The sequence below is a fragment of the Gymnodinialimonas sp. JB5-7 genome (genome assembly GCF_055693405.1).
Genome location: NZ_JBVFUX010000012.1, coordinates 2,732,814 through 2,757,283 on the forward strand (window position 1 = coordinate 2,732,814; position 24,470 = coordinate 2,757,283).

A 24,470-nucleotide genomic window follows, 5' to 3' on the forward strand; every position below is an offset into this window, starting at 1 on the left:
TGTCACCAGGACCGTATGGCCAAGTGTCATAGCGAGGCCTGCCGCGCTGTCCATCACGATCATATGCAGGAAAAAGCCTGATTTTCCTGCATGATCAGGGGGTTGCCCTCGAAGAACATCGGGAATTCCACCCAGATCGGATTGTACGCAATCCCCATGCCATAGCCGCAGGCCTGAAGACGGGCATGGGCAAGGCCGCGTTTGTCGAATACCTCGGCATGGGCGGTGTAGACATCACCCATGGGTCGGCCTGGGTGGATGGCGGCCTCGCACGCCTCCAGCGCTTCAACGCAGGCATCATGCATCGCGCGCTGCTGATCTGACGGCGGGCCCACAACGATCGTGCGCATGGCGGCAGCATGGTAGCGGGCTGCAGAGCCGGACCATTCCAGCGTCAGTTGATCCCGCGCGTCGAGATGCCGGCGCCCCGCGAAGGAGCGGCAGAGAAGCGCATTGGGGCCGGAGCCGATCACGGTCTCATTGCCCGCAGGCTCGCCCCCTTCGACAGGATCGCGGACTGCATGGCGGCGTGGATGTCGCCCTCAAACGCGCCGGGCGCGGTGAAGGAGAGGGCGGCGTCGAGCGCGTCATCTGTCATCTCGGCCGCGCGCCGGATCATCGTGATCTCGGCGTCTGACTTCACGCGGCGCAGGGCAGGGATCAGGTCGGACGCATCGCGTAGGTCCGGCACCACTTCGGCAATCGCTACGCCATTGGCATGAGGTCAGCCCGGCGGTGCGCGTTTCCCAACCAATGCGCTTACCGGTCAGATCGCGGGCCACAAGCAGGTCAGCCAGATCACGGGCCGGGTTGGCGCCCTGATGCTCGGGCCAGATATGGATACTGTCATGGGGGATTACGGATGTATTCTGCGCTTGGCGCAGGTCGGGCAGGCGGGTCAGCAGGTCGACCCGGCCATCAGCGTCCAGCACCATGGCCTGAAACATCGCAAAGCCAAACGTGTCGTAGCCGGTCAGCCAGTACATGCTTTCGGGGGCAAAGATCAGGAGAGCGTCCAGCCCCGCCTCGGCAAGGGCGGCTGTGGCGCGGGCTTGCCGTGCCTGAAATTCCGCGTGCGAGAAGTGCGGCGGATCCATTGTTTCGGTCATGTCTATTTCCCCAAGTCCCGCATGCCGCGGTCAATGCCTTCCAGCGTCATCGGGACCATGCGGCCCTCGAATATCTCGTCGATCATCTGGGTCGATTGCGTGTAGCGCCAGTGACGCTCGGGCGTCGGATTGATCCAGAGGTGATCGGGCCATTGGGTGCGCGCACGTTGCAACCACGTGCTGCCGGCCTCTTCATTCCAATGCTCGTTCGCGCCGCCGGGAAAGGCGATCTCGTAGGGGGACATGGCGGCGTCGCCCACAAAGATACATTTGTAATCAGGCCCGTAGGTATTCATCACCTCAAAGGTCGGGATCTGTTCCGACCACCGCCTTCGATTGTCGCGCCAGACGGCTTCATAGAGGCAATTGTGGAAGTAGTAGTATTCGAGATGCTTGAATTCGGCCTTGGCGGCGCTGAACAGCTCTTCAACGACCTTCACATGGTCGTCCATTGAGCCACCCACGTCGAGGAACAGGATCACCTTGACTGCATTGCGCCGCTCGGCGCGGGTCTTCACATCCAGCCAACCCTGTTCGGCGGTGGCGCGGATGGTGCCGTCGAGATCCAGCTCCTCCGCCGCGCCGTCGCGGGCCCATTGGCGCAGGCGTTTGAGCGCAACCTTGATGTTGCGGGTGCCCAGTTCCACATCGCCGTCGAGGTTTTTGAATTCGCGCTTGTCCCAGACCTTCACCGCCTTGCGATGGCGGCTTTCGTGCTGCCCGATCCGAACGCCTTCGGGGTTGTAGCCGTAGGCGCCGAATGGAGACGTACCTGCGGTGCCGATCCACTTGCTCCCGCCCTGATGGCGCTTTTCCTGTTCCTTGAGGCGTTGGCGCAGGGTTTCCATCAACTTGTCGAAGCCGCCCATCGCCTCAATCTCGGCGCGCTCTTCTTCGGACAGGTGCTTTTCCGCCAGTTTCTCAAGCCATTCGCGTGGGATTTCGGTTGCCTCCAGCACATCATCGAAACTGATCGCCTCAAGACCGGCAAAGGCATGGGCAAAGGCTTGATCGAAGCGGTCCAGATGGCGTTCGTCCTTCACCATCGCTGTGCGAGCGAGGTAGTAGAAGCCGTCCACATCATAGGTGACGAGGCCGCGGCTCATCCCCTCCAAGAACGCGAGGTATTCCCGAAGCGAGACTGGAATGCGCGCAGCGCGGAGGGTTTCGAAGAAGGGCAGAAACATGGGAGTGTTTTAGCGCGATGCTAGAGCCGCGTCGAACAGGAAAGCGAGCTGCTTATCACGCGTGATAAGGTGATTTAAGTGGTTGATTTAACTAGGGAAAGAGCGTTCGCTTTGCGTGCCGCTTACCAAGATTGCATGACCTTGGGGCCGCGCGATGTCATTGCGGGGCAGGTACGATCAGCATGACAATTGTGCCGATGAGGAACCCGATCAACGCAAACACTGCTGACCATTGCGCCATGTCTTGCCAATTGCCCTTGCGCCGCCACGCCAGCAGTGCGCCGATGGCAATACCGAAGCCAGCCCCGATGAAGTTCAGCATGTTGTGCCCCAGCCTTTACTGCCCTGGCGACAGCGCCGCCACCTCGGTCAGGCGCGCGCCAACGGCGGACTGACCGCCGAAGCCATATCGGCCCCATGCGAGGGAGTCTAGTCGGACAGATCGGGCTTCTGACGCGCGGCCTGCATCCTCCAGCGCTTCCGCGCGGATCATCAGCAACGTCGAGAGAAGCGAGGCATTTTGCGCCCGCGTTGCGGCCGGCATGGCGCGTGCGGTGAGCGTCAGCGCCTCGTCGACCTGGCCGGCAGACAGGGCGAATGCGGCCAATTGCATATCCACATGGGCTGATTGGATGCCGCCGGGTGCGACCCTGTCAAAGAGGACGGAGGCCTGTTGGAAAGCCTGAATGGAGGCTTCCACATCGCGACTGAGCGTCAGGCGTCCAAGGGCGAAATAGGCGAATGCGGTGCGCGTGTCGTTCCAGTTCTGGTTCCGGGCCAACCGGACGGCGCGCTCGGCTGCCGCGATCCTTGCCGTGTCCGACGAGCCCGGCCCAAGCGCGGTTTCAATGGCTGAAATCCAGGGACGCGGGGTTTGCGACCCGCGACCACCGCCTGTGGCGGACCCGCCGCGCGGGTTCAGGCGCGAGAGGATCGCGGGCAGACGCGCGGCAACCTCGCCCCGGGTGAGGCCAGATTGCAGGTCCGCATCGTAATAGGCGCGCAGGATGAGCATGTCGAAGCCGGTCAGCACGGCGTTGAAGTTGTCGTCGTTAAAGACGCTATCCGACAGGCGGTAGAGATCGTTGAGGGGGCCTAACGCCTGCGCGATTTCTTCGTGCAGGCAATCGCGCATTTCTTGAGGAGAGACATCCGAGGGGATGAACACAGCGACCCGTTCGCGGGTGTCGAGTGTGGTCCAATCCAGCGTGCCGCCCGAGCGGTTGCGCCGGAATTCGGCCCACGAGCTGACGCGCGGAACCACGAAGCAAGCGGCCTGCGGCACAACGCGCTGCATGCGCGCGCGGGGCATGGTTTCGACGGTAATGGACGCATCACTTGTAACCCGGGTGATCGGAATTCCGGCCTCAGTTCGCAAACGTGCCAGAAGCTGATCCAGATCCGCACTCATCGAGGCGGGAACAGAGCCAGTGATGGCCACCGTGACGGGGCCTTCAAAGCGGCTTATCCGTTCAATCACCCGGCCCGATTCCATCTGAAAGCTGAGGTCGAGGAAGTCGGCGGCGATGGATGTGTTGGAGCGGCTTGGTGCCTGCGCCCTGGCCTGGCCGAACGTGTTCATCGGCGGCAGAGCCTCGGGCAGGGCAGCAATGCGTCGTTCGGCGACATCAGCGCCCGTGGTGGGGGCACAGGCCGCGAGCGCAAGGGCGGCGACAGGGATCAGGCGGGACAGGGTACGGAACAAGAAGGGCGCCTCACGCTCGGGAATATTTCATGAAATCAGTTGGTTCGCCAATACGGTCGTACAGGGTACGCGCCGTCGCATTGGATTGGCGGGTCATCCAGTAGACGACAGGCCGCCCGGCTGCATCGGCATCGGCATAAACCGTTTCGATCAAGGCACGGCCCACGCCCGTGCCGCGGACACGGGGCAGGGCAAAGAGATCTTGCAGATAGGTGACATCCGCCGCGCGCCAGGTGTGGGCGTGCACGATGATCTGCACCAGGCCCACAAGCCCGTCTGCATCTTCGGCGACCCAGGCTTGCATGTTTGTGCGATCAGGATCTGTCAGGCGGTCAAACAGCAGGTCATCGTGGGATGGGTCGATCTCAGCCGCGTAAAAGTCGAGATAGCCCCGCCATAGCACGCCCCAATCGGACCGATCCCGCCGCCCGAGGGGCGAATTTCGAACGCTTTGCTCACGTGAGTTGCTACCTTAACATCGGGTGCGGCAAGGGTGCTTTGCCAGATAGTGCCGCCTGATTATGGCAGGAATCGGGCAGCACGATAGGGGAGGTTTTCTTTTGCCACGCGGTCTGTGGCACGCGCGCCATGGGCATCGGCAAAGACGCGCCTTAGCGCTGGCCGCGGGCCATAAACGCCAAACGCTCAAACAGGGCCACGTCCTGTTCGTTCTTCAGAAGTGCCCCATGCAATTTCGGGAGCGCATTTGCCCCGTCGCGACGCAGATCCTCAGGCGTCAGGTCTTCGGCGAGGAGCAGCTTGAGCCAATCCAGCACTTCGGAGGTTGACGGCTTTTTCTTCAGTCCCTGTTGTTCGCGGATCTCATAGAACTGCGTGAGGGCGGCGGTCAGAAGGTCCTGTTTGATGCCCGGATGGTGCACCTCGACGATCTTGCGCATGACATCGGCGTCGGGAAAGCGGATGTAATGGAAGAAACAGCGGCGCAAAAACGCGTCTGGCAGTTCCTTTTCGTTGTTTGAGGTGATGATGACGATGGGGCGCACCTTGGCGCTGATCGTCTCACCGGTCTCATAGACAAAAAACTCCATCCGATCGAGTTCCTGCAGCAGATCGTTCGGGAATTCGATATCGGCCTTGTCGATCTCATCAATCAGCAGGACGCACTTCCCCTCTGCCTCAAAGGCCTGCCAAAGCTTGCCTTTGCGGATGTAGTTCTTGACGTCATGGACCCGTTCTTCGCCCAACTGGCTGTCGCGCAGACGGCTGACGGCGTCATATTCGTAAAGGCCCTGTTGCGCGCGGGTGGTCGATTTGATGTGCCATTCGATGATCGGCAGGCCAAGCGATTGCGAGACTTGGCGCGCGAGCTCTGTCTTGCCGGTGCCGGGCTCCCCTTGACCAAAAGGGGACGTTCCAAGGTGACGGCGGCGTTCACTGCGACGGTCAGATCGTCGGTTGCGACATAGTCTTCGGTGCCCTGAAAGTGCATGGCATTTCCCTGCGAAAGAACGGCTTTGAAGACGGGTATGGGTTGCGCCCCGGAAAGGCAAGTCACGCGTTTCAGGCACATTTTACCGCCCGAAAGCACGCGGAAGCCGATCAACGGAAATTCATTTCACGTGAAAGTAGAAACCTGCTTTTCTGCGCGTGACAAAGCCGCTCCGCCCGTGTAATCGGACGCTCATAGGCTGTATGGACTCCGCATAAGGGCGAGACACCATGAACGACACCAGCCTCTCTGAGGGGAGCACGATGAAAGCAGAGATTTTCCTGCCGGATGACTATCGCCCGGCCGAAGACGAACCATTTATGAACGACAAGCAGCTTGAGTATTTTCGCCGCAAGCTGCTGACCTGGAAAAACGATTTGCTGGATGAGAGCCGTTCGACCGTCTCGACCCTGCAAGACGGCACCCGCAACATTCCTGACGTCGCAGACCGCGCCAGCGAAGAAACGGACCGCGCGCTTGAACTGCGCACCCGCGACCGCCAGCGCAAGTTGATCGCCAAGATCGATCAGGCGCTGCGTCGGGTGGAAGAGGGCGAGTACGGCTATTGCGAAGTGACAGGCGAGCCGATTTCGCTGAAGCGTCTGGACGCGCGCCCGATTGCCACGATGAGCCTTGAGGCCCAGGAACGGCATGAGCGCCGCGAAAAGGTCCACCGCGACGACTGACCGCTTGGCGGATCGCAAACGGAAGGGGCATCCAGCGGGTGCCCTTTTTCATTTGGAGGCAGATGCGTGTTGATCGGCAAACCCGTTACGGTGTTGGGCGGCGGTGTCGGCGGCCTGGCGGTGGCTTTGGCCTGTGCCCAACGGGGGGCCGTAGTCACGGTTCTGGAACAGGCCGGCGAGATTGCGGAGGTTGGGGCCGGCTTGCAGGTGTCGCCAAATGGCTGGGTTGTGCTCCGGGCCCTTGGGATCGCTGACACTATCGCGGCGCGGTCCATCCGTTCGACAACCGTGCGCCTGCGCGATTTTCGGCGCGGGGCAGAGGTTTTTGCAATGCCGCTCGGCAGCCCGTTCCATCTGGTGCACCGTGCGGATCTCATCGACACGCTGCACGGAGCCTGCCGGGATGCCGGTGTCGAGGTCCGGTTGAACACCCGCGTCGCGGGAGTTGAGATCGATGGGTCCGTCAACACACTCAAACTTGCGGATGGGACGGAGGAGGTGCATGGCCTGACCTTGGCCGCTGACGGGCTGCACTCTGCCGCCCGGCACGTCTTCAATCCGCGCTCGAAGCCCTTCTTCACGGGCCAGGTTGCATGGCGCGCGACCCTTCCCGGCCGTGATCTGCCGCCTGAGGCGCATGTCTTTATGGGACCGGGGCGCCATTTGGTCCGCTATCCGCTGCGTGGCGGAGACCTCACCAATATCGTGGCCGTGGAGGAACGTGATCAATGGGCGGTCGAGGATTGGGCCCATGAGGATGACCCGAAGAACTTGCGCGCGGCGTTCACCGACTTTTGCCCTGAAATCAAAGATTTGCTGGCGGATGTTCAAGCGCCAAACCTATGGGGCCTGTTTCGGCACCCAGTGGCCAAGGTCTGGCATTCGGACAACCTGGCCCTTTTAGGCGATGCGGCCCATCCGACGCTGCCGTTCCTTGCACAGGGGGCCAATCTTGCGCTGGAAGATGCCTACGTGCTGGCACGTTGCCTGGCGGATGACGCGGAGAACAGCGAGGCGCTGGCTGTCTATGCGGCGCTGCGCAAACCCCGCGCCCTGCAAGTGATCGAAGCGGCCAATGACAACGCCACGAACTACCACCTACGGCCTGGCCCAATGCGATTTGCCGCGCATACCGCCCTGCGCCTGGCGTCACGCTACGCGCCCCATGTGGTGGCCAATCGCTTCCGCTGGATCCACGCCCACGACGTCACGCGATAGGCGGACGCGGCGCAGTCCCTAATCGAGAGAATAGTCGGGGAGGGTATCAAACGCCTCTCGCAGCTTTTCGCCCCAACCCGATGAAATCTCGGCGAAAAATGCGTCGTCCGCTTCAATGCGGCGGATTGGGCCGTGCCGGAAGCTTTCCGCCTCATACAGATGCAGGTCAAACGGCATCCCGACGCTCAAATTCGCCTTGATGGTGGAATCGAAGCTGAGGAGAAGCAGTTTCACGGCTTCCTCGAACCGCATCTCCGGATCGTAGGCGCGCACGAGGATGGGTTTGCCGTATTTCGTCTCACCAATCTGGAAGAATGGCGTGTCATCGCAGGCCTCAACAAAATTGCCTTCGGGATAGATCAGGAACAGACGCGGCTCACCGCCTTTGACCTGACCACCGAGGATCAGCGTGGCACCGAAGGGGCTGTCGGCTTGAGGGCCCTCAAGCCCGGATTGCTGCGAAATCACCTCGCGGAGCGTTTCCCCCACCAGCTTGGCGATTTGGAACATCGACGGGGCTTCGATGATTGAAAGCGTTCCGCGTTCGTCCGCCGGAAGGGCGCGTTCGTTCAAGAGGCTCACGACCGCCTGCGTGGTGGCCAGATTGCCCGCCGTCATCAGGGTGATGGAGCGTTCGCCCGCAACCTCCCACTGGAACATCTTCTTGAAAACGCTGATGTTATCGACACCGGCATTGGTACGGGTGTCCGACATGAACACCAGCCCCCGGTTCAGTTTCAGCCCCACGCAATAGGTCACGGCCCGATCCCCCAGATCCCGATGCGGTGTCTATAGCACCGCTTGCTTAAGGTTGGTTTACTGCTGCGCCACCTGAATGTCGACGGCCATGGCTTCCCCTTCCGCACCGTAATGGAGGCCCGAGATTGGTGCCGCTTCCGCATAGTCGAGGCCCGTTGCGACGCGCACATAGCGCGGATCGGGTGAGATCCCGTTCGACACATCGAAGCCAACCCATCCAAGGCCTGAAACATGGGCCTCGGCCCAGGCATGGCTCGCGTCTTGGTGGACGCGGTCGTCCATCATCAGATAGCCCGAAACGTAGCGCGCCGGGTGTCCCATCGCGCGGGCTGCGGCAAGGAAGATGTGGGTGTGATCCTGGCAGACACCTGCGCCTATGGTGATTGCCTCTTCGGCATCAGTGCCGGATTGCGTGCGGCCAATCTCGTACGGGACCGCCGACAAAATGCGGGTCGACAGGGTGTGCAGCCGCGTCACGTCGTCGTCGCTTTCCTGTTGCAGCCCCTTGAGAAGGCCGCGCACACCGGCGCCCGCGCGCGTCAACGCTGTTGAGCGCTGGTAGTACCAAAGCGGGGCAAAGCCCGCATGTTTTCCGATCACACCGGCATTATCCGCGGTCTCGACCGTGCCTTGGCACGTGATTGTGACATCCATCGCGTCGGCGGCAAGGGACACGAGTGTCACGGTATTGCGGTGCTGATCTGTAAATTGCGTCTCGATCTTGCCGCCCTGCACATCCATCTGCCATGAGCCCACGCTTTGGCCGTTATGGTTCTTTGGCGTGAGCCGCAATTGCTGCAGCCCGTACGTCGCGGGGGCTGCAAAGCGGTACGTTGTGGTATGCTGGATGGAGAGTTTCATGGCGCTCACCCCAGGAACCGAAAATCTTGTTCGATCTGGCCGCCCAACCGGCCCAGATCACCAAGGAACTCGGTCAGAAATTCATGCAACCCTTCTTCGAACACGTCGTCGATGGTGCCGTGCTGCAAGCGGGCCTGCAGAACATCGATCTGATCGTGGCACGTGTGGCGCTGCCCGTAATTCTCTTCCAGATAGCTGAGGTTGGAGCCGATCTTGCGCACCGCAAACCGAAGGCTGCGCGGCATGCGACCGTCGAAGATCAGGAAATCGGCAATGCCCTTGGGGGTGATGTTGCCCTGGGTCAGCCACCGGTAGGACCGCGCACCGGCAACGGATCGCAGGATCGTTTCCCACTGAACATTGTCGAGGCTGGAGCCGATCTGCGTGACCGAGGGCAGCAGCACGTAGTATTTCACGTCGAGGATACGAGCCGTGTTGTCTGCGCGTTCCAGGAACGTCCCAAGGCGGCAGAAATCGAAAATATCATTGCGCAACATGGTGCCGTGCATTGCGCCGCGGACAAGGGCGGAGTGCTGACGGATGCTCCCCAGAACCTCGGGCAAATGCTTTGGCGAGACAGGGCGCTGGAGCGTTTCTTTCAGGCCCATATAGGCGTCATTGATCGCTTCCCAGACTTCACGGGTCAGCGCGGTGCGGGTCAGGCGGGCGTTTTGGCGTGCATTTGCGATGGCAGACAGAACGGATGACGGATTCTCCTTGTCGCGAAGCAGGAAGTCTATCGCCTTGGCCTGGTCCACATCGCCGTGCCGGGCCGCGTAGAGCTGATCAACGGCGGCTGTTTGCAAGACCGAATGCCATTCATCATCTGATCCCCCGGGCCGGGTCAGCGCGATGCGAAAGCCGGTCTCAATCAGCCGCGTCGTATTCTCAGACCGTTCGAGGTAACGGAACAGCCAGAAAAGGCCACCTGCAGTTTTGCCGAGCATTGCCTTACTCCTCCAAAACCCAGGTGTCTTTGGTGCCGCCGCCCTGCGATGAGTTCACCACAAGGCTGCCCTCTTTCAGCGCCACGCGGGTCAACCCGCCGGGTGTGAGCGTGATCTTGTCGGGCGACATCAACGCGAAGGGCCGCAGGTCGACATGGCGCGGGGCAAGCCCTTTGGCGGTCAGGATCGGGCAGGTCGAGAGGGCGAGCGTGGGCTGCGCGATGTAGTTTGACGGTCTCGCCTCCAGCTTCTTGCGGAACTCCTCAATCTCTTTCTTCGATGCGGCGGGGCCGACCAGCATCCCGTACCCACCTGATCCGTGGACCTCTTTCACGACAAGCTCGGGCAGATGGTCCAGCACATATTTGAGGGTGTCCGGCTCAGAACAGCGATGGGTCGGCACGTTTTGTAAGATCGCCTTTTCGCCCGTGTAGAATTCAACGATATCCGGCATGTAGCTGTAGATTGCCTTGTCGTCGGAGATCCCCGTACCGGGTGCATTGGCAATCGTGATCCCGCCCGCGCGGTAGACATCCATGATGCCTGGCACCCCAAGCATCGAGTCCGGGTTGAAGTTCAGTGGATCGAGGAAGTCGTCATCGACACGGCGATAGAGCACATCAATCGCCTTGTAGCCTTCGGTGGTACGCATGGCGATGCGGCCATCCTGGACGCGCAGGTCATGGCCCTCGACCAACTCGACTCCCATCTGATCGGCCAAAAAGGCATGTTCGAAATAAGCGGAGTTGTGGATGCCGGGGGTCAGCACGACGACCGTGCATTCACCATCGCAGGCAACAGGCGAACAGGCCGCAAGCGAACGGCGCAGACTTGTGGGGTAAGAGCCGACTGGCTGAACCTTGATGCGCGAAAACAGCTCTGGGAACATCTGCAGCATCGTTTCGCGGTTCTCCAGCATGTAGCTGACGCCGCTTGGGGTTCTGGCATTGTCTTCAAGGACAAAGAATTCATCCTCGCCAGTCCGAACGAGGTCGGTGCCCACGATATGCGTATAGACGCCACCGGGCGGTGAGACGCCGATCATCTGGGGCAGAAAAGCCTCATTCTTATCAATCAACTCACGCGGTACGCGGCCTGCGCGCAGGATCTCCTGTCGGTGATAGATGTCGTAGAGAAACGCATTGATCGCGCGCACACGCTGCTCGATGCCCTTGGTCAATTTCGCCCATTCGCGGGCCGAAATGATGCGCGGCACGATGTCGAACGGGATCAGGCGTTCATCGGCCTCGGCTGCACCATAGACGTTGAAGGTGATGCCCGTGCGGCGGAAGAAACTCTCTGCGTCGCTGTTTTTCTGGCGCAAATCCTTGAGGTCTTCGCCGTTGAACCAGGTGGCGTAAGCGCCGTATGGCGCGCGTGGATCCGGTTGCCCGGCGGTCATTTCATCGAAAAATCGGCTGTCGTCGGTCATGTGTCCTCCCACCCCTAACGCTAACAGACGAGGTTCTGAGCGAAAGGGCCAGCGATTTCAGGTGGTTTCGCAGGGGGTTGGAGAAAGGTTGCCCAATTATTAGGCGAAGTGCCGGGCGCAGGTTTTCGCGAAAGCCGTCTGGACTACGCGGTGTTCAACTACGCCGAAGTGTCCAGCCAAAGCGTGACGGGGCCGTCGTTGACAAGGCTGACCGCCATGTCCGCACCGAACTGCCCCGTTTCAACCGGGATGCCGTGGCTGTGTAGGGCTTTGGCAAAATGCAGATACAAGCGCTCACCCTGCGATGGCGGTGCCGCGGTTGAAAAGCCCGGCCGATTACCGCGAGACGTGTCGCCCGCCAAAGTGAACTGGCTGACCACCAGCGCTGCGCCGCCTACATCCGCTAGCGAGCGGTTCATCTTTCCAGCCTCATCCTTGAAGATCCGGAGCTTGGCGATCTTCGCCGCGAGTTTCTCGCCCTCGGCCTCCGTATCGCCTTGCATGGCGCAGATAAGAACGAGAAGGCCCGGGCCGCATTGGCCGATCAGATCGCCGTCGACTTCAACCTTGGCCTCTGTGACGCGCTGGATCAGCGCCCTCATGCAATCTCGTCCAGGCGAGGCGGGTTTGCACCGGCGCGGCTGACCGTAATCGCTGCGGCTTTTACGCCAAGGGTCATCGCCTCGCGCAGCGTCTCTTCGGTCAAACCCTTGCGGATCATGCCCTTGTCGAGCGCGCCTGCCTGGGCCAGGCCCGCCAGTACGCCACCGTTGAAGGTGTCACCGGCCCCGACCGTGTCGACGACTTCTACCATCTGAGCGTCGATATGGACTTTGCCGCCGTCAAAGTATGCTGTGACCCCGTCGCCGCCTTGCGTGACGAGTACGAGAGCGGGGCCTTTTGCAAGCGTCCGCTCCGCCAGAACCGGGATGCCATGGTCGCCCAGAAGCCAATGCAGGTCCTCGTCCGAGGCTTTCACGATGTCGCACGCGGCCAGCATCCGGTCCATGCGCGCACGAAAGCGGGCTTCGTCCTTGATGAAACTGGGGCGGATGTTGGGATCCATCATCACGACATGGCCCTGGCTGGCGCGCTCGGCCATCTCGGCATAGGCCTCGGCGCAGGGCTCTACCGCCAGGGAGATACCGCCAAAGAAGCAAGCCATTGCGCTTTCCGGGATCGCGGGCAGGTCCGCCGCCGTCAGCATGCGCCCGGCGGTGTTTTCATCGTAGAAGGCATAGCTGGCCTGGCCATCCGTTAGCGTCACGAAGGCCAGCGTCGTGGGCCTGTCCGAGCGATGGGCGAGGGTGGAGCCTACGCCATTGGCCATCATAACGCCTGCCAGCCGTTCACCGAACAGGTCCGTTGATAGACCCGTGAAGAATTCAACGGGCTGGCCAAGACGGGCCAATGCTACGGCCGTGTTGAACACCGACCCACCGGGGTAAGGTGCGAAGGCGGCTTCGCCTGCCTCCGTTTTGCGGGGCAGCATATCGATCAGGGCTTCACCGGCGCATAAGATCATCGTGGACCTCCCTCGTTCGCGCGCCTTGTTAGCGGTAACGCGGCTGCGAGGGAAGCCGGGAAACCGACGTCCAGCCGAAAGGAAGGCCGTCGGGGCCGGGGAGGGGCCGTTACTGGTCCATCACCTCAAGCCCGTAGAACACCGCCGCTGCAAGAATGATGGCGCCAATCACGGCCAGCGCGATCTTGCCTGCACTCCAAGGCCGTTCGCCTTGCACCTTGCCGGATTGGGCGTTGACCACGAACCGGTAGGACTTTCCGCGATATTTGTAGGCCGCGATCCAGACTGGCAGCAGGATATGCTTGAAGGTTGTCTTGTCGACATGGGTGTTCATGGAGTCGATCCGCTGTGCGTCGCCGCCAATGTCGCGGCGGATGTCGCGCTGGATCTGCGCATCCATGATCTGGCGGGCTTCGACCATGCCTTCGTCGAGTTCGACCGTGTAGCCCTCGGCCCGGAAACCAGACAGGAACTCGGGGCGATATTCCGCCAGCCCGGATAGATCCCATGGTGCCAATGCATCGGTGTAGCGCTTGGGCAGGGATTTGGAGGCCAGCACGAGGATGTCGTCGAAGAACCGGCTGACACGGCCCGAGGTGCGGGTCCAGCGGATGCGGCGTTCCTGACGCGGTTTGCCATCGGGTCCGTTGACGGTGACGTAGTAGGCCGTGCCACGCTGGCCGCGATAGCTCGTGTCCGTGTCGGCGTCGTAAGTCCAATAAGGGACGTAGATGCCATTCAACTCGCGCCCCTGACGGGCATATTCCTTCAGCCCGTTGGGCGCGAACCAGAGGCCGCCAAGCCAGTCTTCCATGGCTTTATGCGCCTCGCGTTCTTCCAATTGGAACGGCACGAGGCCCTTGGGCTTGATATGGCGGTGGGTGCCGGTGTCGGTGACAACGGGTGTGGCGCAGAACGGGCAGTCCTGGCTGTGCACATCGGCATCAAATTGCACTTGTGCGCCGCAAGATGGGCATTGGGAAACCCGGGTTTCCTCAATCTCCACATTGTCCATCTGCCCGCGCAGGGCCGCTTCAAAATCGTTCTCGACCAAACCTTCGCCACCTTGGTCGGGCGGCACTTCAATCGCTTCTTCATTGCCGCAATGGTCACAGACCATTTTGCCCTCGGTCGGCGCATAGCGCATGTCCGACCCGCAGTTGGAGCAGGGAAAGCGGTGTTCATCTTCGGGGCGGGCGGTTTCAGGCTCTTGGTCATACGTGTCGGTCATTGAAGGGTCTTTGTCGCAATGAAGGGGTGCGCTCACCATTTCGCGACTGGCGGCGTAACTCAAGCAAGGAAAACCGGATGTTGGCGGGTCACAGGAACCGATGGAGCGCGCGAGGCGCCATGATGCGCAGGGCGTTGTCACGCAAACGGACATGCCGCCAAATGTGAAATGCACCATGGGCCAAAACGATCAGGGCCAGCGCATAGAATTGGTAAACATGCAGCCAGGACACGATGGCATGGGCTTGCGGCAGGTTCAGTGGCGGCGCGATTGGCACAACCCCGCCCGCGCGGAGTAGAACAGCCGATGTGAGGCCAAGGCCGAACCCACCCAGGGCGACCAGAAACAGCCCCCAAATCAACGTTTTGTGCAGAATTGGATGCAGCCGCCGGGCGAAGGGGGCAGTTTTGGACCCGGTCGGGACGCTAGGCCCTTTTGCAGATGTGTCCCTGTCCAGATCAGAGCCAGTGTGACAAAGATCAGCCCGTTGATGGAATGGAGTTGAAACCAGCCCGGCCCCATGCGGCGCAGCGCATCGGGGTCTGCGAATATGAACCAGATAAAGAACGGGATAATCCCCCAGTGCAGCCCTTTCAATACCGTCCGGCGATGCGGCAAGCGGATACGGGTCAAGATCGAGGCGACAGGCATGAAAGCTCCATTCATCGTGGGCAGTGTAGCCACGGGTGGTGTCGAGCAAAAGTTTCATGCCTGCGATACGTTGCACCCACCTTCGCCTTGAGGGAGAAGCATGCAACGCCGCTTTTGACCCAAGGAGATACGGTCATGATCACCCTCGACCAGGCCCGCACCATCATTTCCACTGCCCGTGCAAAGGGCCGGGATATGGAGCTAAAGCCACTTTCAGTCGTCGTGCTGGATGCTGGCGGCCATGTTCTTGCGTTTGAGCGCGAGGATGGCGCGGCCCCGGGCCGTTTCGAGATTGCGCAAGGCAAGGCGTATGGCGCGGTGATGCTTGGCATGCCCGGCAGCGCGCAGATGGCCCGCGCAGAGGCGCAGGCCTATTTCATGGCAGCGGTGAACGGGGTCTATGGCGGCAAAGTGGTGCCTGTTCCAGGCGGCGTTTTGGTGATGCGCGATGGCGTGGTCCTGGGCGCGGTGGGCGTGACCGGCGACACATCGGACAATGACGCCGAGGCCGCGGTGGCCGGGATCGAGGCCGCGGGCTTCGAAGCGATGGCCTGAGCGCATGCCGGCTTACAGCTTGAGGATGACGGATGCAGGCGCACGAAGGCCGGGGCGACGCAAGTAGCGCGGCATCTCGGCGAGTTGCAGGTCGGAGCGGCCTGCAAAAAGGCGGTCTAGGGCAATGGAGGCCTCGATCCGGGCCAGTTGCATGCCAAGGCAAACATGCGGACCGAAGCCGAACCCAAGATGAGCATTGGGCTTGCGGTCGGGGATGAAGGTTTCCGGTGTCTCGAACCTTTCCGGATCGAGGTTTGCGGCAAGAAGCAGGGGCGCCACCATCTCTCCCTTCTTGATGGGCGCACCCAGGATGTCGGTGTCCTGGGCTGCAAACATCATCTTCGTGGTCATCACAGGCGATATGTGACGCATGAATTCTTCGATCAGAAGGTGCCGCGTGTCCGGATTTTCCGCGAAATGCGCGCGTAAGTCGGGATCTGTGGCAAGCCCTACAATGGCTGCGTTGATCAAGTGGACGGTGGTCTCATGGCCTGCAAGAAAGAGAAGAAGTACCATTGAAAGTAGCTGATCTTCTGTCAGCTTCTGCCCATCCTCTTCCGCGTGAACCAGCGCAGAGATCAAGCCCGGGCCGGGTGTTTCACGGGCTTGTGCGAACAGATCCCGGAAGTCCGCCAAGACGCCGCGCAAGCGAAGAACAGCATATATCGCACGAAACGGGTTTGTGACCGCACTGAGTGGCGCCATGCGGCGGGTCAGGGCATCGTGCCGGTCTTCGGGGATGCCAAGAAGGGTGCAAATCGCAAGGAAGGGCAGGGGGCGGGTATAGTGTTTAACGATATCGACCCGTCCCGAGGGCACTGCGTCCAAAAGGCCATCCGCCATTTTGGTGAGTTGCGGGCGAAGATCTTCGATCGTTGCACGGGCAAAGGCGAGTTCCACCAACCGGCGCATCTGCCGGTGGGCCGGGTCGTCCATCACGATCATCGTGTCCAGCAGCGGTTTGAAAAAGCCGGGCATCCACCAGAAACGCTTGGCGAGCGGCTTGCCGGTGATCGGCCCGGGATCGCGGCGGAACAGATCGGGGTTCTTTAAAAGCGTGCGCGCAGCGGCATCGCTTGTGGTCATCCAGATTTGGCCGACGAAGGGGAGTTTGACCTTCACCAAGGGCCCCTCGGCCCGCATTTGGGCAAGCGTTGGTGCCGGGTCAGCCAGAAAATCGGGATCGTTGAGGCGGTACACCATGGGAATGCCTATTTTCGCGTCATGTGCGCAAATGCGCCGCGACCTGCGCGCAGCCACGCCTTTTCCTTCGGGCGCTTGACGGTTAGGTAATGTTTCAACTGCAATATTGGAAGAACCATGCCCCGTCCTGTAATCGGCATCATCGGAAACCATTACCTCATCAATGATGAGTACCCGACCCACGCGGGCGGCACGATGAACTCCGAAGCCGTGGCAGAGGTTTCCGACGGATTGCCGATGATCATCCCGTCGGATCCGCGTTTCGTCGATGTGGACCAGCTGCTTGAGGTGTGTGACGGCTTTCTTCTGACCGGCGGCAGGCCCAATGTGCACCCCGAGGAATATGGCGAGGATTATACCGACGCCCATGGCATGATGGACAGAAACCGCGATGCAGTGGCTCTCGCCCTTGTGCGGGCCTGTGTGGATCGGGGCCAGCCCTTTTTGGGCGTGTGCCGCGGCTTTCAGGAGGTGAACGTGGCGATGGGCGGGTCGCTCTACCCCGAAATTCGGGATCTGCCCGGTCGTATGAACCATCGCATGCCACCAGATGGCACTATTGAAGAGAAGTTTGCCCTCCGCCACGAAGTGACGTTTGGCGAGAATGGGCCGTTTCACCGGCTTATGGGCTCACAATCGGTGATGACGAACACCTTGCATGGGCAGGGCATCAAGGTGCCCGGTCCGCGTGTCGTTATCGACGGCCACGCCCCCGATGGCACGCCAGAAGCCATCTACATCGCCGACGCGCCCGGCTTTACATTGGCCGTGCAATGGCATCCCGAATATTGCGCCGCCGATGACCCGGTCTCGCGCCCATTGTTCGCAGCATTTGGCGAAGCCGCGCGCGAATGGGCGTCTGGCCGCCGACCTGTGCCGGTCAGCGACGTGGCCTGAGCGCCGCGGATTATCCTTGCTCCACAATGATTGATTGAGGCAGGCTATTGCTTACGAAACGGCATTAGGCGCAGCTTGTGCGTCTTCCCTTTGCCGTGGCACCGCGCCCATGCCCGTTCAAACGGACCGGCGGCACGGATCGCGATTGAAAGGCCCACATACATGTTTTCAAGACTTTTCAGCAGCTCACTGGCCGTGTTGGCCTGTCTCAGCGCGCCCGCATTTGCCGATTGGGGCGCGAACCTGATCACGCTTGGGGCAGATGCGCCCGGGGCCACGGGGAGTGTTGAGTGCGCGCCAGGTGGCGTGACCGGCGCCGTTTGGGGCACGGGCACTTATACGTCCGACAGCTCTATCTGTACGGCTGCCGTTCACTTCGGTTGGATCACGCAGGCTGAGGGCGGAACGGTCAGCTTCCGTCAGGTCGGCGGGATGGATGCCTATCAAGGCTCGGACCAGAACGGCGTCACCTCATCGGACTATGGCAGCTGGGGGTCGAGTTTCCAGATCACCGGTGTTGTGCCTCTGGCAGGCGCACCCGCGCATACCCCGATCGACTGGGGCACCAGCCTGGATGCAGCCGGGTTTGGCGAGGATAGCGGCAGCTTGCATACGTTCCAGTGCCCTCCGGGCGGCAATGCGAATTCCACGATCTGGGGCACAGATGTCTATACGTCGGACAGCCCCATCTGCGTCGCGGCCCTGCATCGCGGCTTGGTGGACCTCAACGCAGGTGGTGTTGTGACGGTTCTGGTTCTGGGCAATCAGCCCGCATACACCGGATCGGCGCGCAACGGCGTCACGTCCACGGACTACCCCGCATGGGATCGCAGCTACGTCTTCCAGTGAAGCAAAATAGGCCCCGGCGCAGCGTTGCCGGGGCCCGTTGACTAAGTCTGTTTCGCGCCGCGCATTTCCTTGATGTGCAGCCGGATTTTGTCCCACTTCCGGCTTTCGGCGGTGTTTTGCGCATCGCGGGCCTTTTGCGCAGCTTCGGCTTCGGCCTTGTCGCCATGGGCGGCGTACAGGGCATGGGCGTATTGAGTGATATCGCTTTGAAGCATCTTCCAAATCCTCCAGGTTAGGGGTTCGGGAGCCGTAGTATAGCATTTTGTCGCTGAAATTGCAGGTCCGGTGGGCTGCCAACACCCCAAGCCACGATATGGGGAAACTCCCCCAGTGTTTGAGCCGGGGGCAATTTGTAGGGTTTGGTCATACTGCAGATAGTGCGGTCTAGTTTGAACCCCTTCAGCCCGGGGCAATCCGGGACATTACATTACGAAAGACAAAGCCATGTTTAAATCCGTCCTCATTACGGTTGCCACCCTCGCAAGCCTGACCCTTGGCGCAGGTGCTGCACTTGCCGACTCGCCGCCCGTTCCGCAAGCCGCGTGGTCAGCGTCCGCAGACAGTTTGGGCCTGAATTCCCATGGCGGGCGGATCACGCATCTTTGCACGCCCGGCGGGTCAGCCCATACGATCTGGGGTGCCGGCGACTACACCTCTGACAGCTCGATCTGCACGGCAGCCGTGCATGCAGGCCATATCACCTTCCACAATGGTGGCCGCGTGGTTGTCGAGATCAACCAGGGCCGCGCGTCCTTTGATGGGGCGACCTGGAATGGCGTCACCTCGCACAGCTATGGCCAATGGCCGCGCAGCTTCCGTATCGTCGGGTCGGAATTCGTGACGCCCGCACAAGTGATCGGTGCCAATACGAATGCAATTGATCTTGGCATCGCCGGGCAGGCGGGGTCGGTTCATTCCTTCATCTGTCCGCCCATCGGCAACAACCCTTCGACGATTTGGGGCGACGGCATCTACACGTCCGACAGTGCGATTTGTGTGGCGGCGGCCCATGCTGGCGTGATCCCGCGATCCTCAGGTGGTCGCGTCTCCATCGCGGTCAGTGGCGGGCGGTCCAGCTACGGCAGCACCCACCGCAATGGCATCCCGTCGCAGCCCTATGGCCAGTGGGGCGCATCTTACAGCTTCCGCTGAAACCGGGCGTTCGATTATCTGACTGAAGATCCGCCGCGCGAAAGCCCCTTCGCGCGGCGTTTTCGGTCGATGTCAGCCGTATTGCGCCAACATCTGGTTCAGGTCGTCGAGCGTGTTCGCTTCCTGCAGCGGTTTGTCCTTGCGCCACCGGGCGATGCGCGGAAAGCGTAACGCAACGCCGGATTTGTGGCGCGGGCTGGCCTGGATCCCTTCAAACGCGATCTCAAAGACATGGTGCGGCGTGACTTGCCGCACCGGGCCAAACCGGTCGGTGGTATTCTTGCGGACCCACGCAGTGATTTCGCGGAATTCCGCATCCGTCAGGCCGGAATAGGCCTTGGTGAAGGGCACCAGATCGTTGCCCTTCCAAACTGCGAAGGTGAAATCGGTGTAAAGCGTCGCGCGCCTGCCGGAACCCGCCTGAGCATAGATCATCACCGCGTCGATCGTGAGCGGATCAACCTTCCATTTCCACCAATCGCCCTTCTTCCGACCCGCCAGATAGGGTGCGTTCAGGCGCTTCAGCATCAGCCCTTCGGCGCCAATTTCGCGGCTGATCGCACGTGCTTGGGCCAACCCATCCCAATCATCTGCTTCAACGCGCGGACTGATCCGAAGGGGAAGGACGGGCGGAAGGGCTGCTATAGCCTCCTCAAGGATCGAACGGCGGTCTGCCAGTGGCGTTTGGCGCAGATCAGCGCCCTGCCATTCCAGCAAATCGTAGGCCATTAGAATGCAGGGCGCCTCAGTCAGCAACTTCTTGGGCACGGTTTTGCGCCCGATGCGGGGCTGAAGTCTGTTGAAGCTGAGCGGAGCCTCGGCTGCACGATCATAGGCCAGAACCTCACCATCGATCACGGTGCCAGACGGTAGAAAGTCGATGAGCTGCGCGAATTCCGGGAACCGATCGGTCATCAGCTCTTCGCCCCGCGACCAGAGGTAGCGTTCGCCGCCGCGCAGGATCAACTGGCCGCGGATGCCGTCCCATTTTCTTTCTGCAAGCCAATCACTTACGTCCCCAAGTTCATGTGATTCCTGTTCAAGCTGATAGGCGAGGTAAAACGGATAGGGGCGGCTGAGATCCGCTGTCGGATCGGGGGCTTCGATCAGGCTTTCCCAGGACACGCTGTCAGGTGACCAATCCCCCATCAGGCGGTGGGTCAGCTCTGCCTCTTCAATACCGGTTGCCTTGGCGAGCGCCCGCGTCATCAGCTTTTGGCTCACACCCATGCGCCAGCCGCCGGTGATGAGCTTGTTGAACACGAACCGCTCAATGGGTGGCAGGCCGTCCCATGCCTCAAGGATCGTAGCCTTGCGCACGTCGTCCTCGGCATTATCGAGCCCGCGCAGCGTGGCGATCCACGCGCTCAGGCTCTTTTCGACGCGCGATTGCGGCTCTGGCAGGACCAGGGCGATGGTTTCGCTCAGATCACCCACAACTGGGTAGCAGGCCTCAAACAGCCACAGCGGAATCCCGGCATGTTCCGCCGCCCATTCCCGCAGCTTCGTGGTCGTTATCGCGCGGCGGGGGCGGCGACCCGACAGGAGTGCTATGGTCCAAATCTTGTCGTCTTTGGGGGCGGACACGAAGTAGTCCGCAAGTGCTGCCGTTTTCACGCTGGTTTTGGTGGTTTGATCCAGCGCGGTAAAGAGGGCGGCGAAGTCCTTCATGTGTTGGCTTTGATAAAGCTGGCCAATTCGGCGATGGCACGGTCGGCGACCGGCATCAAACCCGCATGAAGATGCCAGACATGCATAAGACCGGGCCATAGATCGAGCGTGGCCTCGTCCATCGCCTCAGCGATCCGCGCGCTGTCTTGCGCCAGGGCCTCACCCTCCGCGGCCTGGATCAGCGTGGGCGGCAGGCCGGTCAGATCGCCTAGAAGCGGCGATATTTTTGGATCGGTCCGATCCAGTCCAGGCAGGTAGGCGTCCTTGATCCGGGCGGGCCATTGAGGGGGATAAGAAGTTCGTTGCTTGCCCCTTCGAACCGTTCCTCAACCTCGCCCGACAGATCAGCCACCGGCCCGATGAGGCAGACGCATTTGGGTAAGGGAAGGCCGGTGTCGCGGGCATGTTGCAAGACCGACAGCGCAAGGCATCCGCCGGCACTGTCGCCCCCTATGGCAACCGGTGGCGTGCCTGCTTCGACCAGCCGCTCATAGGCTGCGATCACATCCTCGCGTGCTGCGGGAAAGGGATGTTCAGGTGCAAGGCGATAGCGCGGCGCATAGGCGCGAAGCCCCGTGGCCTGCGCAATGGCCCCGATCAGGGGCGCATGCGTCCGGGGAGATCCCACGGTGAAGCCGCCGCCATGAATGTAAAGCAGGATGGGCGCGTCGCGGTCCACGCCGTCTGGGCGAAACCACAGCCCGTCCGCCTTGTCGCGGATCGGGATCATGCCGCTTGGCAATTTGCCCCCAAGGCGCGTGCTGATTGCGAACAGAACCCTGCAGGACGCGCTGCGGCCCAACAAAGCGCAAAACCGCACGCTCCAACGTGCGGGCCTGAAAGACAAAGAAACGATCAAGGGCGCCTAGATGTTTCATGCAGCATTATCCTCGGCTTCATCCAGGTCTTCGCCCCCAAATTCGGTCTGCACGATGCCTGCATCATAGCCCTGTTCGTTCAGCCACTGGCTGAATTGTGCTGTGTAGCCGTGGGTGACAAAGACACGCTCGGCCCCTGTCTGCGCAATGGCCCAGTTCAATCCCTTCCAATCGGCGTGGTCGCTAACCACAAAGCCACGATCTGCCGCACGCCTGCGACGGACGCCGCGCAGGCGCATCCAACCGGACGCAAACCCGGTCGAGACGGCACCAAACCGCTTCATCCACGCCGATCCTAGGGCCGAGGGCGGCGCCAGAACAATCGCATTGGGGTGGCTTTTCGCATCCACGCCATCCACCACCGGGACGGTGTCGGGCAGGGTAAGCCCTTGGTCGCGCAGGACTTTGTTGGTGGCCTCAACCGCGCCATGGGTCAGGATCGGACCAATTGCGGGATCAAGCAGCCGCAAGATGCGTTGCGCTTTGCCAAGCGCATAGACGCCAAGGACAGCGCGTTTGCCCTCGGCCACGCACGTCGCCCACCACCCGTTCAGATCGCGCGCGAGGACCTCTTGCTCGGGCCAATCGTAGATCGGGAGCCCGAAGGTGCTTTCGGTAATGAAGGCGTGGCATTTGACCGGTTCAAATGGCTCTGAAAGGCCATCGTCGATCACCTTGTAATCGCCAGAGGCAACCCAGACCTCGCCGTCAACCTCCACCCTGATCTGGGCGGAGCCCGGAACATGTCCGGCGGGATGGAAGCTGATATCGGCATCGCCAATCCGGTGTTTGAGACCATAGGGCGTGGTTTCCATGCGGATATCACCCAGGCGGTGGCGCATTACGGGCGCTGCCGCTTCAGTTGCCAGATAGGCCCCCATGCCAGGTCGCGCATGGTCAGAATGACCATGGGTGATCAATGCGCGCGGAACCGGCCGCCAGGGGTCGATATAGGCATCAGCGGCCGGGCAGTAGATGCCCGCTTCGGTGAATTCCAAAACCATGGGCAGGAAGATAGGGCCTTAACGGGTCCGGGGCGAGGGGTTGGTTGCGCAGCCCGCTCCGGGAATTGCCAAGACCATGCCTGGACGGTGGTAAGGGGTCACTCCCCGGGCGGCAAAGGGATATCTCACCATCGGCCTCAAGCTCACGAATGGCCGCGATGACCTCGGCCATTGCCGCTTCACCCTCTTCGGGCTTTGGGGCGCTTCGCGCCTCGGCATCGTCGCGCATCTGTTCCGCCAAACGTTTCGACATGTTTTCCAGCAGGAATTCCACCGTCAGCGGGGCCGCGGATTTGCCTGCGGCCAACGCCGTTACGGCAGTCTCACCGTCCACCTTGCGCATGATAAGCGGCACATCGGCCGGTTCCACCCGTGTCGGGATGTGCGGGAAGGCAAAGATGGATTTGCGCACCTCGGCCGCAAAGGGCTCATCACGCGCTTGCAACCCCTCAAGCATCCGGTCGCGCGCCTCCTGCGGGGTCGCATTCAGGATCGCGCCGACCCGTTCTGCCGCCGCTTTCTCAAATGCATTGATCGGCGCAGAGTCCAGAACACCCGCCAAATGCACACCGATCCGGTCCACAAGGTCAGGCGTAATGGTCTCGGTCAGAGCCATGGAATGCGCCAGAATATCAGACCGATCCGCAGGCAGTTCCCCCAGCAATTCGGCCGCCTTGGCGACACCGAGTTTGGAAAGAAGGACTGAGCACACTTCGGCGCTTTCGCTGGCAAGAAGGGGGCGCAGGCGTTCAACCGGTTGACGGGAAATTCGGCCCCACGGATCGCTGGTATCGCTACGCTCGGCGGCTGCGCGCAGCTTTCCCAAGGCGCCGGGCGCCAGATACGGCTCAAGCAATTCAACCGTTTCTGACAAATCGCGCGGAAAGCTGAGGGCCAGATTGTCGATCTGCCCTGTAAATTCCTGCACAACCTTTGCAAGCGTTGCCTTGTCGATATTCCCCAGGGCCGCGATCGTGTGCGCCAAAGTGTTTTGATCTTCGGCAGGCAGCTTGCTGACCCCAAGCGACACGCCATGGCCCAAAAGTAACCGGACAATGACGGCGGCCTTTTGCTTTTTGCTTAGCCGGCGCGGCGTGACGTCGACCATGCGAAAGTCGCTGTCGATTTCACCTTCCAAGACAATCGAGGAATGGTCCGTGGCAAAGGTATCTTGCATATCAGGCGCCCCGTTTCGAAACCCGGGGTCGTGCGTAGAACCTTCGCGTTAAAAGAACGTAAGAGATGGCGGAAAAGCAGACTAAACTTTTAAGAAAAAGGACCGGGGCAATCGGGTTGCCACCGGTCCACAAAGTCGATGTTGGCGTCGCGGTTAGCTTGACGCGACTGCGACGCAGGCCATGGCGGTTGCGTCCCACGTTGTACCGTCTGCGCAGCTGATGGCGGCCTCTTGAGTGCCATAATCCCAATTGCACTGGGCTTGTGCCATAACCGGCACGAGCATCAGCACCGATGCGGTCAGAATGGTCTTGAGTGTCATTT

Annotated in this window: 30 protein-coding genes and 2 pseudogenes; 6 read left to right on the forward strand and 26 right to left on the reverse strand. The window is 61.1% G+C overall.

All coding sequences use genetic code 11. The features are described from left to right. Positions 1-59 precede the first annotated feature (59 nt). From ACZ1HK_RS22755 to ACZ1HK_RS22790, 8 genes and pseudogenes are all read right to left on the reverse strand, one after another. A complete protein-coding gene (locus ACZ1HK_RS22755; protein ID WP_472630604.1) occupies positions 60-473 on the reverse strand; it encodes a M24 family metallopeptidase in 414 nt (137 codons plus the stop codon). After that, entirely contained in the window at positions 470-598 is a 129-nt protein-coding gene (locus tag ACZ1HK_RS22760; protein ID WP_472630605.1) for a hypothetical protein, read from the reverse strand. The genes ACZ1HK_RS22755 and ACZ1HK_RS22760 overlap by 4 nt, the downstream gene beginning before the upstream one ends. Further along, positions 588-1,109: an aminopeptidase P family N-terminal domain-containing protein gene (locus ACZ1HK_RS22765; protein WP_472630606.1), complete on the reverse strand. Its 522-nt coding sequence runs from the start codon at positions 1,107-1,109 to the stop codon at positions 588-590. Before ACZ1HK_RS22765 ends, ACZ1HK_RS22760 begins: the two co-directional genes overlap by 11 nt. Before the next feature lie 2 nt (positions 1,110-1,111). Next, complete coding sequence (locus tag ACZ1HK_RS22770; protein ID WP_472630607.1) at positions 1,112-2,296, reverse strand: vWA domain-containing protein; 1,185 nt, start codon at positions 2,294-2,296, stop codon at positions 1,112-1,114. Positions 2,297-2,453: 157 nt separating this feature from the next. Further along, positions 2,454-2,618, reverse strand: a complete 165-nt coding sequence (locus tag ACZ1HK_RS22775; RefSeq protein ID WP_472630608.1) for a hypothetical protein — start codon at positions 2,616-2,618, stop codon at positions 2,454-2,456. Between the two features lie 15 nt (positions 2,619-2,633). Further along, positions 2,634-4,001, reverse strand: coding sequence for a DUF2927 domain-containing protein (locus tag ACZ1HK_RS22780; RefSeq protein ID WP_472630609.1), 1,368 nt, complete (start codon positions 3,999-4,001; stop codon positions 2,634-2,636). Between the two features lie 10 nt (positions 4,002-4,011). Further along, on the reverse strand, positions 4,012-4,404 hold the full coding sequence (locus tag ACZ1HK_RS22785) for a GNAT family N-acetyltransferase (protein ID WP_472630610.1): 393 nt from the start codon (positions 4,402-4,404) through the stop codon (positions 4,012-4,014). A 208-nt stretch (positions 4,405-4,612) separates the two neighbouring features. Then, positions 4,613-5,451: pseudogene (locus ACZ1HK_RS22790) on the reverse strand (AAA family ATPase). 230 nt (positions 5,452-5,681) lie between these two features. Between ACZ1HK_RS22790 and dksA the strand changes: the two are divergent. Both dksA and ACZ1HK_RS22800 read left to right on the forward strand, forming a co-directional pair. Beyond that, on the forward strand, positions 5,682-6,137 hold the full coding sequence (gene dksA, locus ACZ1HK_RS22795) for an RNA polymerase-binding protein DksA (protein WP_368474674.1): 456 nt from the start codon (positions 5,682-5,684) through the stop codon (positions 6,135-6,137). A gap of 66 nt (positions 6,138-6,203) precedes the next feature. Beyond that, on the forward strand, positions 6,204-7,355 hold the full coding sequence (locus ACZ1HK_RS22800; protein WP_472630611.1) for an FAD-dependent monooxygenase: 1,152 nt from the start codon (positions 6,204-6,206) through the stop codon (positions 7,353-7,355). Positions 7,356-7,373: 18 nt separating this feature from the next. On the opposite strand, the gene ACZ1HK_RS22805 is transcribed toward ACZ1HK_RS22800, so the two are convergent. The 9 genes from ACZ1HK_RS22805 to ACZ1HK_RS22845 all read right to left on the reverse strand — a co-directional run bounded on the left by ACZ1HK_RS22805 (position 7,374) and on the right by ACZ1HK_RS22845 (position 14,761). After that, a complete protein-coding gene (locus ACZ1HK_RS22805) occupies positions 7,374-8,114 on the reverse strand; it encodes a proteasome-type protease (protein ID WP_472630612.1) in 741 nt (246 codons plus the stop codon). Between the two features lie 57 nt (positions 8,115-8,171). Next, positions 8,172-8,975 carry a transglutaminase family protein gene (locus ACZ1HK_RS22810; protein ID WP_472630613.1) on the reverse strand — a complete coding sequence of 268 codons (804 nt, stop codon included), beginning with the start codon at positions 8,973-8,975 and terminating at the stop codon, positions 8,172-8,174. A gap of 5 nt (positions 8,976-8,980) precedes the next feature. Continuing rightward, on the reverse strand, positions 8,981-9,922 hold the full coding sequence (locus ACZ1HK_RS22815; RefSeq protein WP_472630614.1) for an alpha-E domain-containing protein: 942 nt from the start codon (positions 9,920-9,922) through the stop codon (positions 8,981-8,983). Between the two features lie 4 nt (positions 9,923-9,926). Next, positions 9,927-11,354, reverse strand: a complete 1,428-nt coding sequence (locus ACZ1HK_RS22820) for a circularly permuted type 2 ATP-grasp protein (RefSeq protein WP_472630615.1) — start codon at positions 11,352-11,354, stop codon at positions 9,927-9,929. Between the two features lie 158 nt (positions 11,355-11,512). Next, complete coding sequence (dtd, locus tag ACZ1HK_RS22825) at positions 11,513-11,956, reverse strand: D-aminoacyl-tRNA deacylase (RefSeq protein WP_472630616.1); 444 nt, start codon at positions 11,954-11,956, stop codon at positions 11,513-11,515. Further along, positions 11,953-12,879 carry a carbohydrate kinase family protein gene (locus tag ACZ1HK_RS22830; protein ID WP_472630617.1) on the reverse strand — a complete coding sequence of 309 codons (927 nt, stop codon included), beginning with the start codon at positions 12,877-12,879 and terminating at the stop codon, positions 11,953-11,955. Before ACZ1HK_RS22830 ends, dtd begins: the two co-directional genes overlap by 4 nt. Positions 12,880-12,988: 109 nt before the next feature. Further along, on the reverse strand, positions 12,989-14,110 hold the full coding sequence (locus ACZ1HK_RS22835) for a TFIIB-type zinc finger domain-containing protein (protein WP_472630618.1): 1,122 nt from the start codon (positions 14,108-14,110) through the stop codon (positions 12,989-12,991). 88 nt (positions 14,111-14,198) lie between these two features. After that, the gene (locus ACZ1HK_RS22840) at positions 14,199-14,471 is read right to left on the reverse strand and encodes a hypothetical protein (RefSeq protein WP_472630619.1); all 273 of its coding nucleotides are present in this window, start codon (positions 14,469-14,471) and stop codon (positions 14,199-14,201) included. Beyond that, the gene (locus tag ACZ1HK_RS22845) at positions 14,468-14,761 is read right to left on the reverse strand and encodes a hypothetical protein (RefSeq protein WP_472630620.1); all 294 of its coding nucleotides are present in this window, start codon (positions 14,759-14,761) and stop codon (positions 14,468-14,470) included. Before ACZ1HK_RS22845 ends, ACZ1HK_RS22840 begins: the two co-directional genes overlap by 4 nt. 135 nt (positions 14,762-14,896) lie before the next feature. Here ACZ1HK_RS22845 and ACZ1HK_RS22850 point away from each other — a divergent pair, with 135 nt between their 5' ends. Next, positions 14,897-15,316, forward strand: a complete 420-nt coding sequence (locus ACZ1HK_RS22850) for a GlcG/HbpS family heme-binding protein (protein WP_472630621.1) — start codon at positions 14,897-14,899, stop codon at positions 15,314-15,316. 12 nt (positions 15,317-15,328) lie between these two features. On the opposite strand, the gene ACZ1HK_RS22855 is transcribed toward ACZ1HK_RS22850, so the two are convergent. Beyond that, positions 15,329-16,519 carry a cytochrome P450 gene (locus tag ACZ1HK_RS22855; RefSeq protein WP_472630622.1) on the reverse strand — a complete coding sequence of 397 codons (1,191 nt, stop codon included), beginning with the start codon at positions 16,517-16,519 and terminating at the stop codon, positions 15,329-15,331. 117 nt (positions 16,520-16,636) lie between these two features. Here ACZ1HK_RS22855 and ACZ1HK_RS22860 point away from each other — a divergent pair, with 117 nt between their 5' ends. Together ACZ1HK_RS22860 and ACZ1HK_RS22865 are read left to right on the forward strand one after the other, a co-directional pair. Continuing rightward, entirely contained in the window at positions 16,637-17,416 is a 780-nt protein-coding gene (locus ACZ1HK_RS22860; protein WP_472630623.1) for a gamma-glutamyl-gamma-aminobutyrate hydrolase family protein, read from the forward strand. 162 nt (positions 17,417-17,578) lie between these two features. Next, the gene (locus ACZ1HK_RS22865; RefSeq protein ID WP_472630624.1) at positions 17,579-18,265 is read left to right on the forward strand and encodes an LCCL domain-containing protein; all 687 of its coding nucleotides are present in this window, start codon (positions 17,579-17,581) and stop codon (positions 18,263-18,265) included. 41 nt (positions 18,266-18,306) lie between these two features. Here ACZ1HK_RS22865 and ACZ1HK_RS22870 read toward each other — a convergent pair whose 3' ends face one another. After that, the gene (locus ACZ1HK_RS22870; protein WP_368474688.1) at positions 18,307-18,480 is read right to left on the reverse strand and encodes a hypothetical protein; all 174 of its coding nucleotides are present in this window, start codon (positions 18,478-18,480) and stop codon (positions 18,307-18,309) included. Positions 18,481-18,709: 229 nt separating this feature from the next. Between ACZ1HK_RS22870 and ACZ1HK_RS22875 the strand changes: the two genes are divergently transcribed. Then, positions 18,710-19,417 (forward strand): LCCL domain-containing protein, encoded by a 708-nt coding sequence (locus tag ACZ1HK_RS22875; protein ID WP_472630625.1) that lies wholly within the window; start codon positions 18,710-18,712, stop codon positions 19,415-19,417. A 72-nt stretch (positions 19,418-19,489) separates the two neighbouring features. On the opposite strand, the gene ACZ1HK_RS22880 is transcribed toward ACZ1HK_RS22875, so the two are convergent. From ACZ1HK_RS22880 to ACZ1HK_RS22910, 7 genes and pseudogenes are all read right to left on the reverse strand, one after another. Continuing rightward, positions 19,490-21,088: an ATP-dependent DNA ligase gene (locus ACZ1HK_RS22880; RefSeq protein ID WP_472630626.1), complete on the reverse strand. Its 1,599-nt coding sequence runs from the start codon at positions 21,086-21,088 to the stop codon at positions 19,490-19,492. Next, positions 21,085-21,210: a hypothetical protein gene (locus tag ACZ1HK_RS22885; protein ID WP_472630627.1), complete on the reverse strand. Its 126-nt coding sequence runs from the start codon at positions 21,208-21,210 to the stop codon at positions 21,085-21,087. The genes ACZ1HK_RS22880 and ACZ1HK_RS22885 overlap by 4 nt, the downstream gene beginning before the upstream one ends. Before the next feature lie 9 nt (positions 21,211-21,219). Further along, positions 21,220-21,357: pseudogene (locus ACZ1HK_RS22890) on the reverse strand (alpha/beta hydrolase fold domain-containing protein); the annotation flags it as partial. Further along, the gene (locus ACZ1HK_RS22895; protein WP_472630628.1) at positions 21,297-21,818 is read right to left on the reverse strand and encodes an alpha/beta hydrolase; all 522 of its coding nucleotides are present in this window, start codon (positions 21,816-21,818) and stop codon (positions 21,297-21,299) included. The pseudogene ACZ1HK_RS22890 and the gene ACZ1HK_RS22895, both read right to left, overlap by 61 nt. A gap of 144 nt (positions 21,819-21,962) precedes the next feature. After that, entirely contained in the window at positions 21,963-22,970 is a 1,008-nt protein-coding gene (locus ACZ1HK_RS22900) for a ligase-associated DNA damage response exonuclease (RefSeq protein WP_472630629.1), read from the reverse strand. Further along, positions 22,924-24,147 (reverse strand): FliG C-terminal domain-containing protein, encoded by a 1,224-nt coding sequence (locus ACZ1HK_RS22905; RefSeq protein ID WP_472630630.1) that lies wholly within the window; start codon positions 24,145-24,147, stop codon positions 22,924-22,926. The genes ACZ1HK_RS22900 and ACZ1HK_RS22905 overlap by 47 nt, the downstream gene beginning before the upstream one ends. 153 nt (positions 24,148-24,300) lie before the next feature. Then, a complete protein-coding gene (locus ACZ1HK_RS22910) occupies positions 24,301-24,468 on the reverse strand; it encodes a hypothetical protein (protein WP_472630631.1) in 168 nt (55 codons plus the stop codon). Positions 24,469-24,470 lie beyond the last annotated feature (2 nt).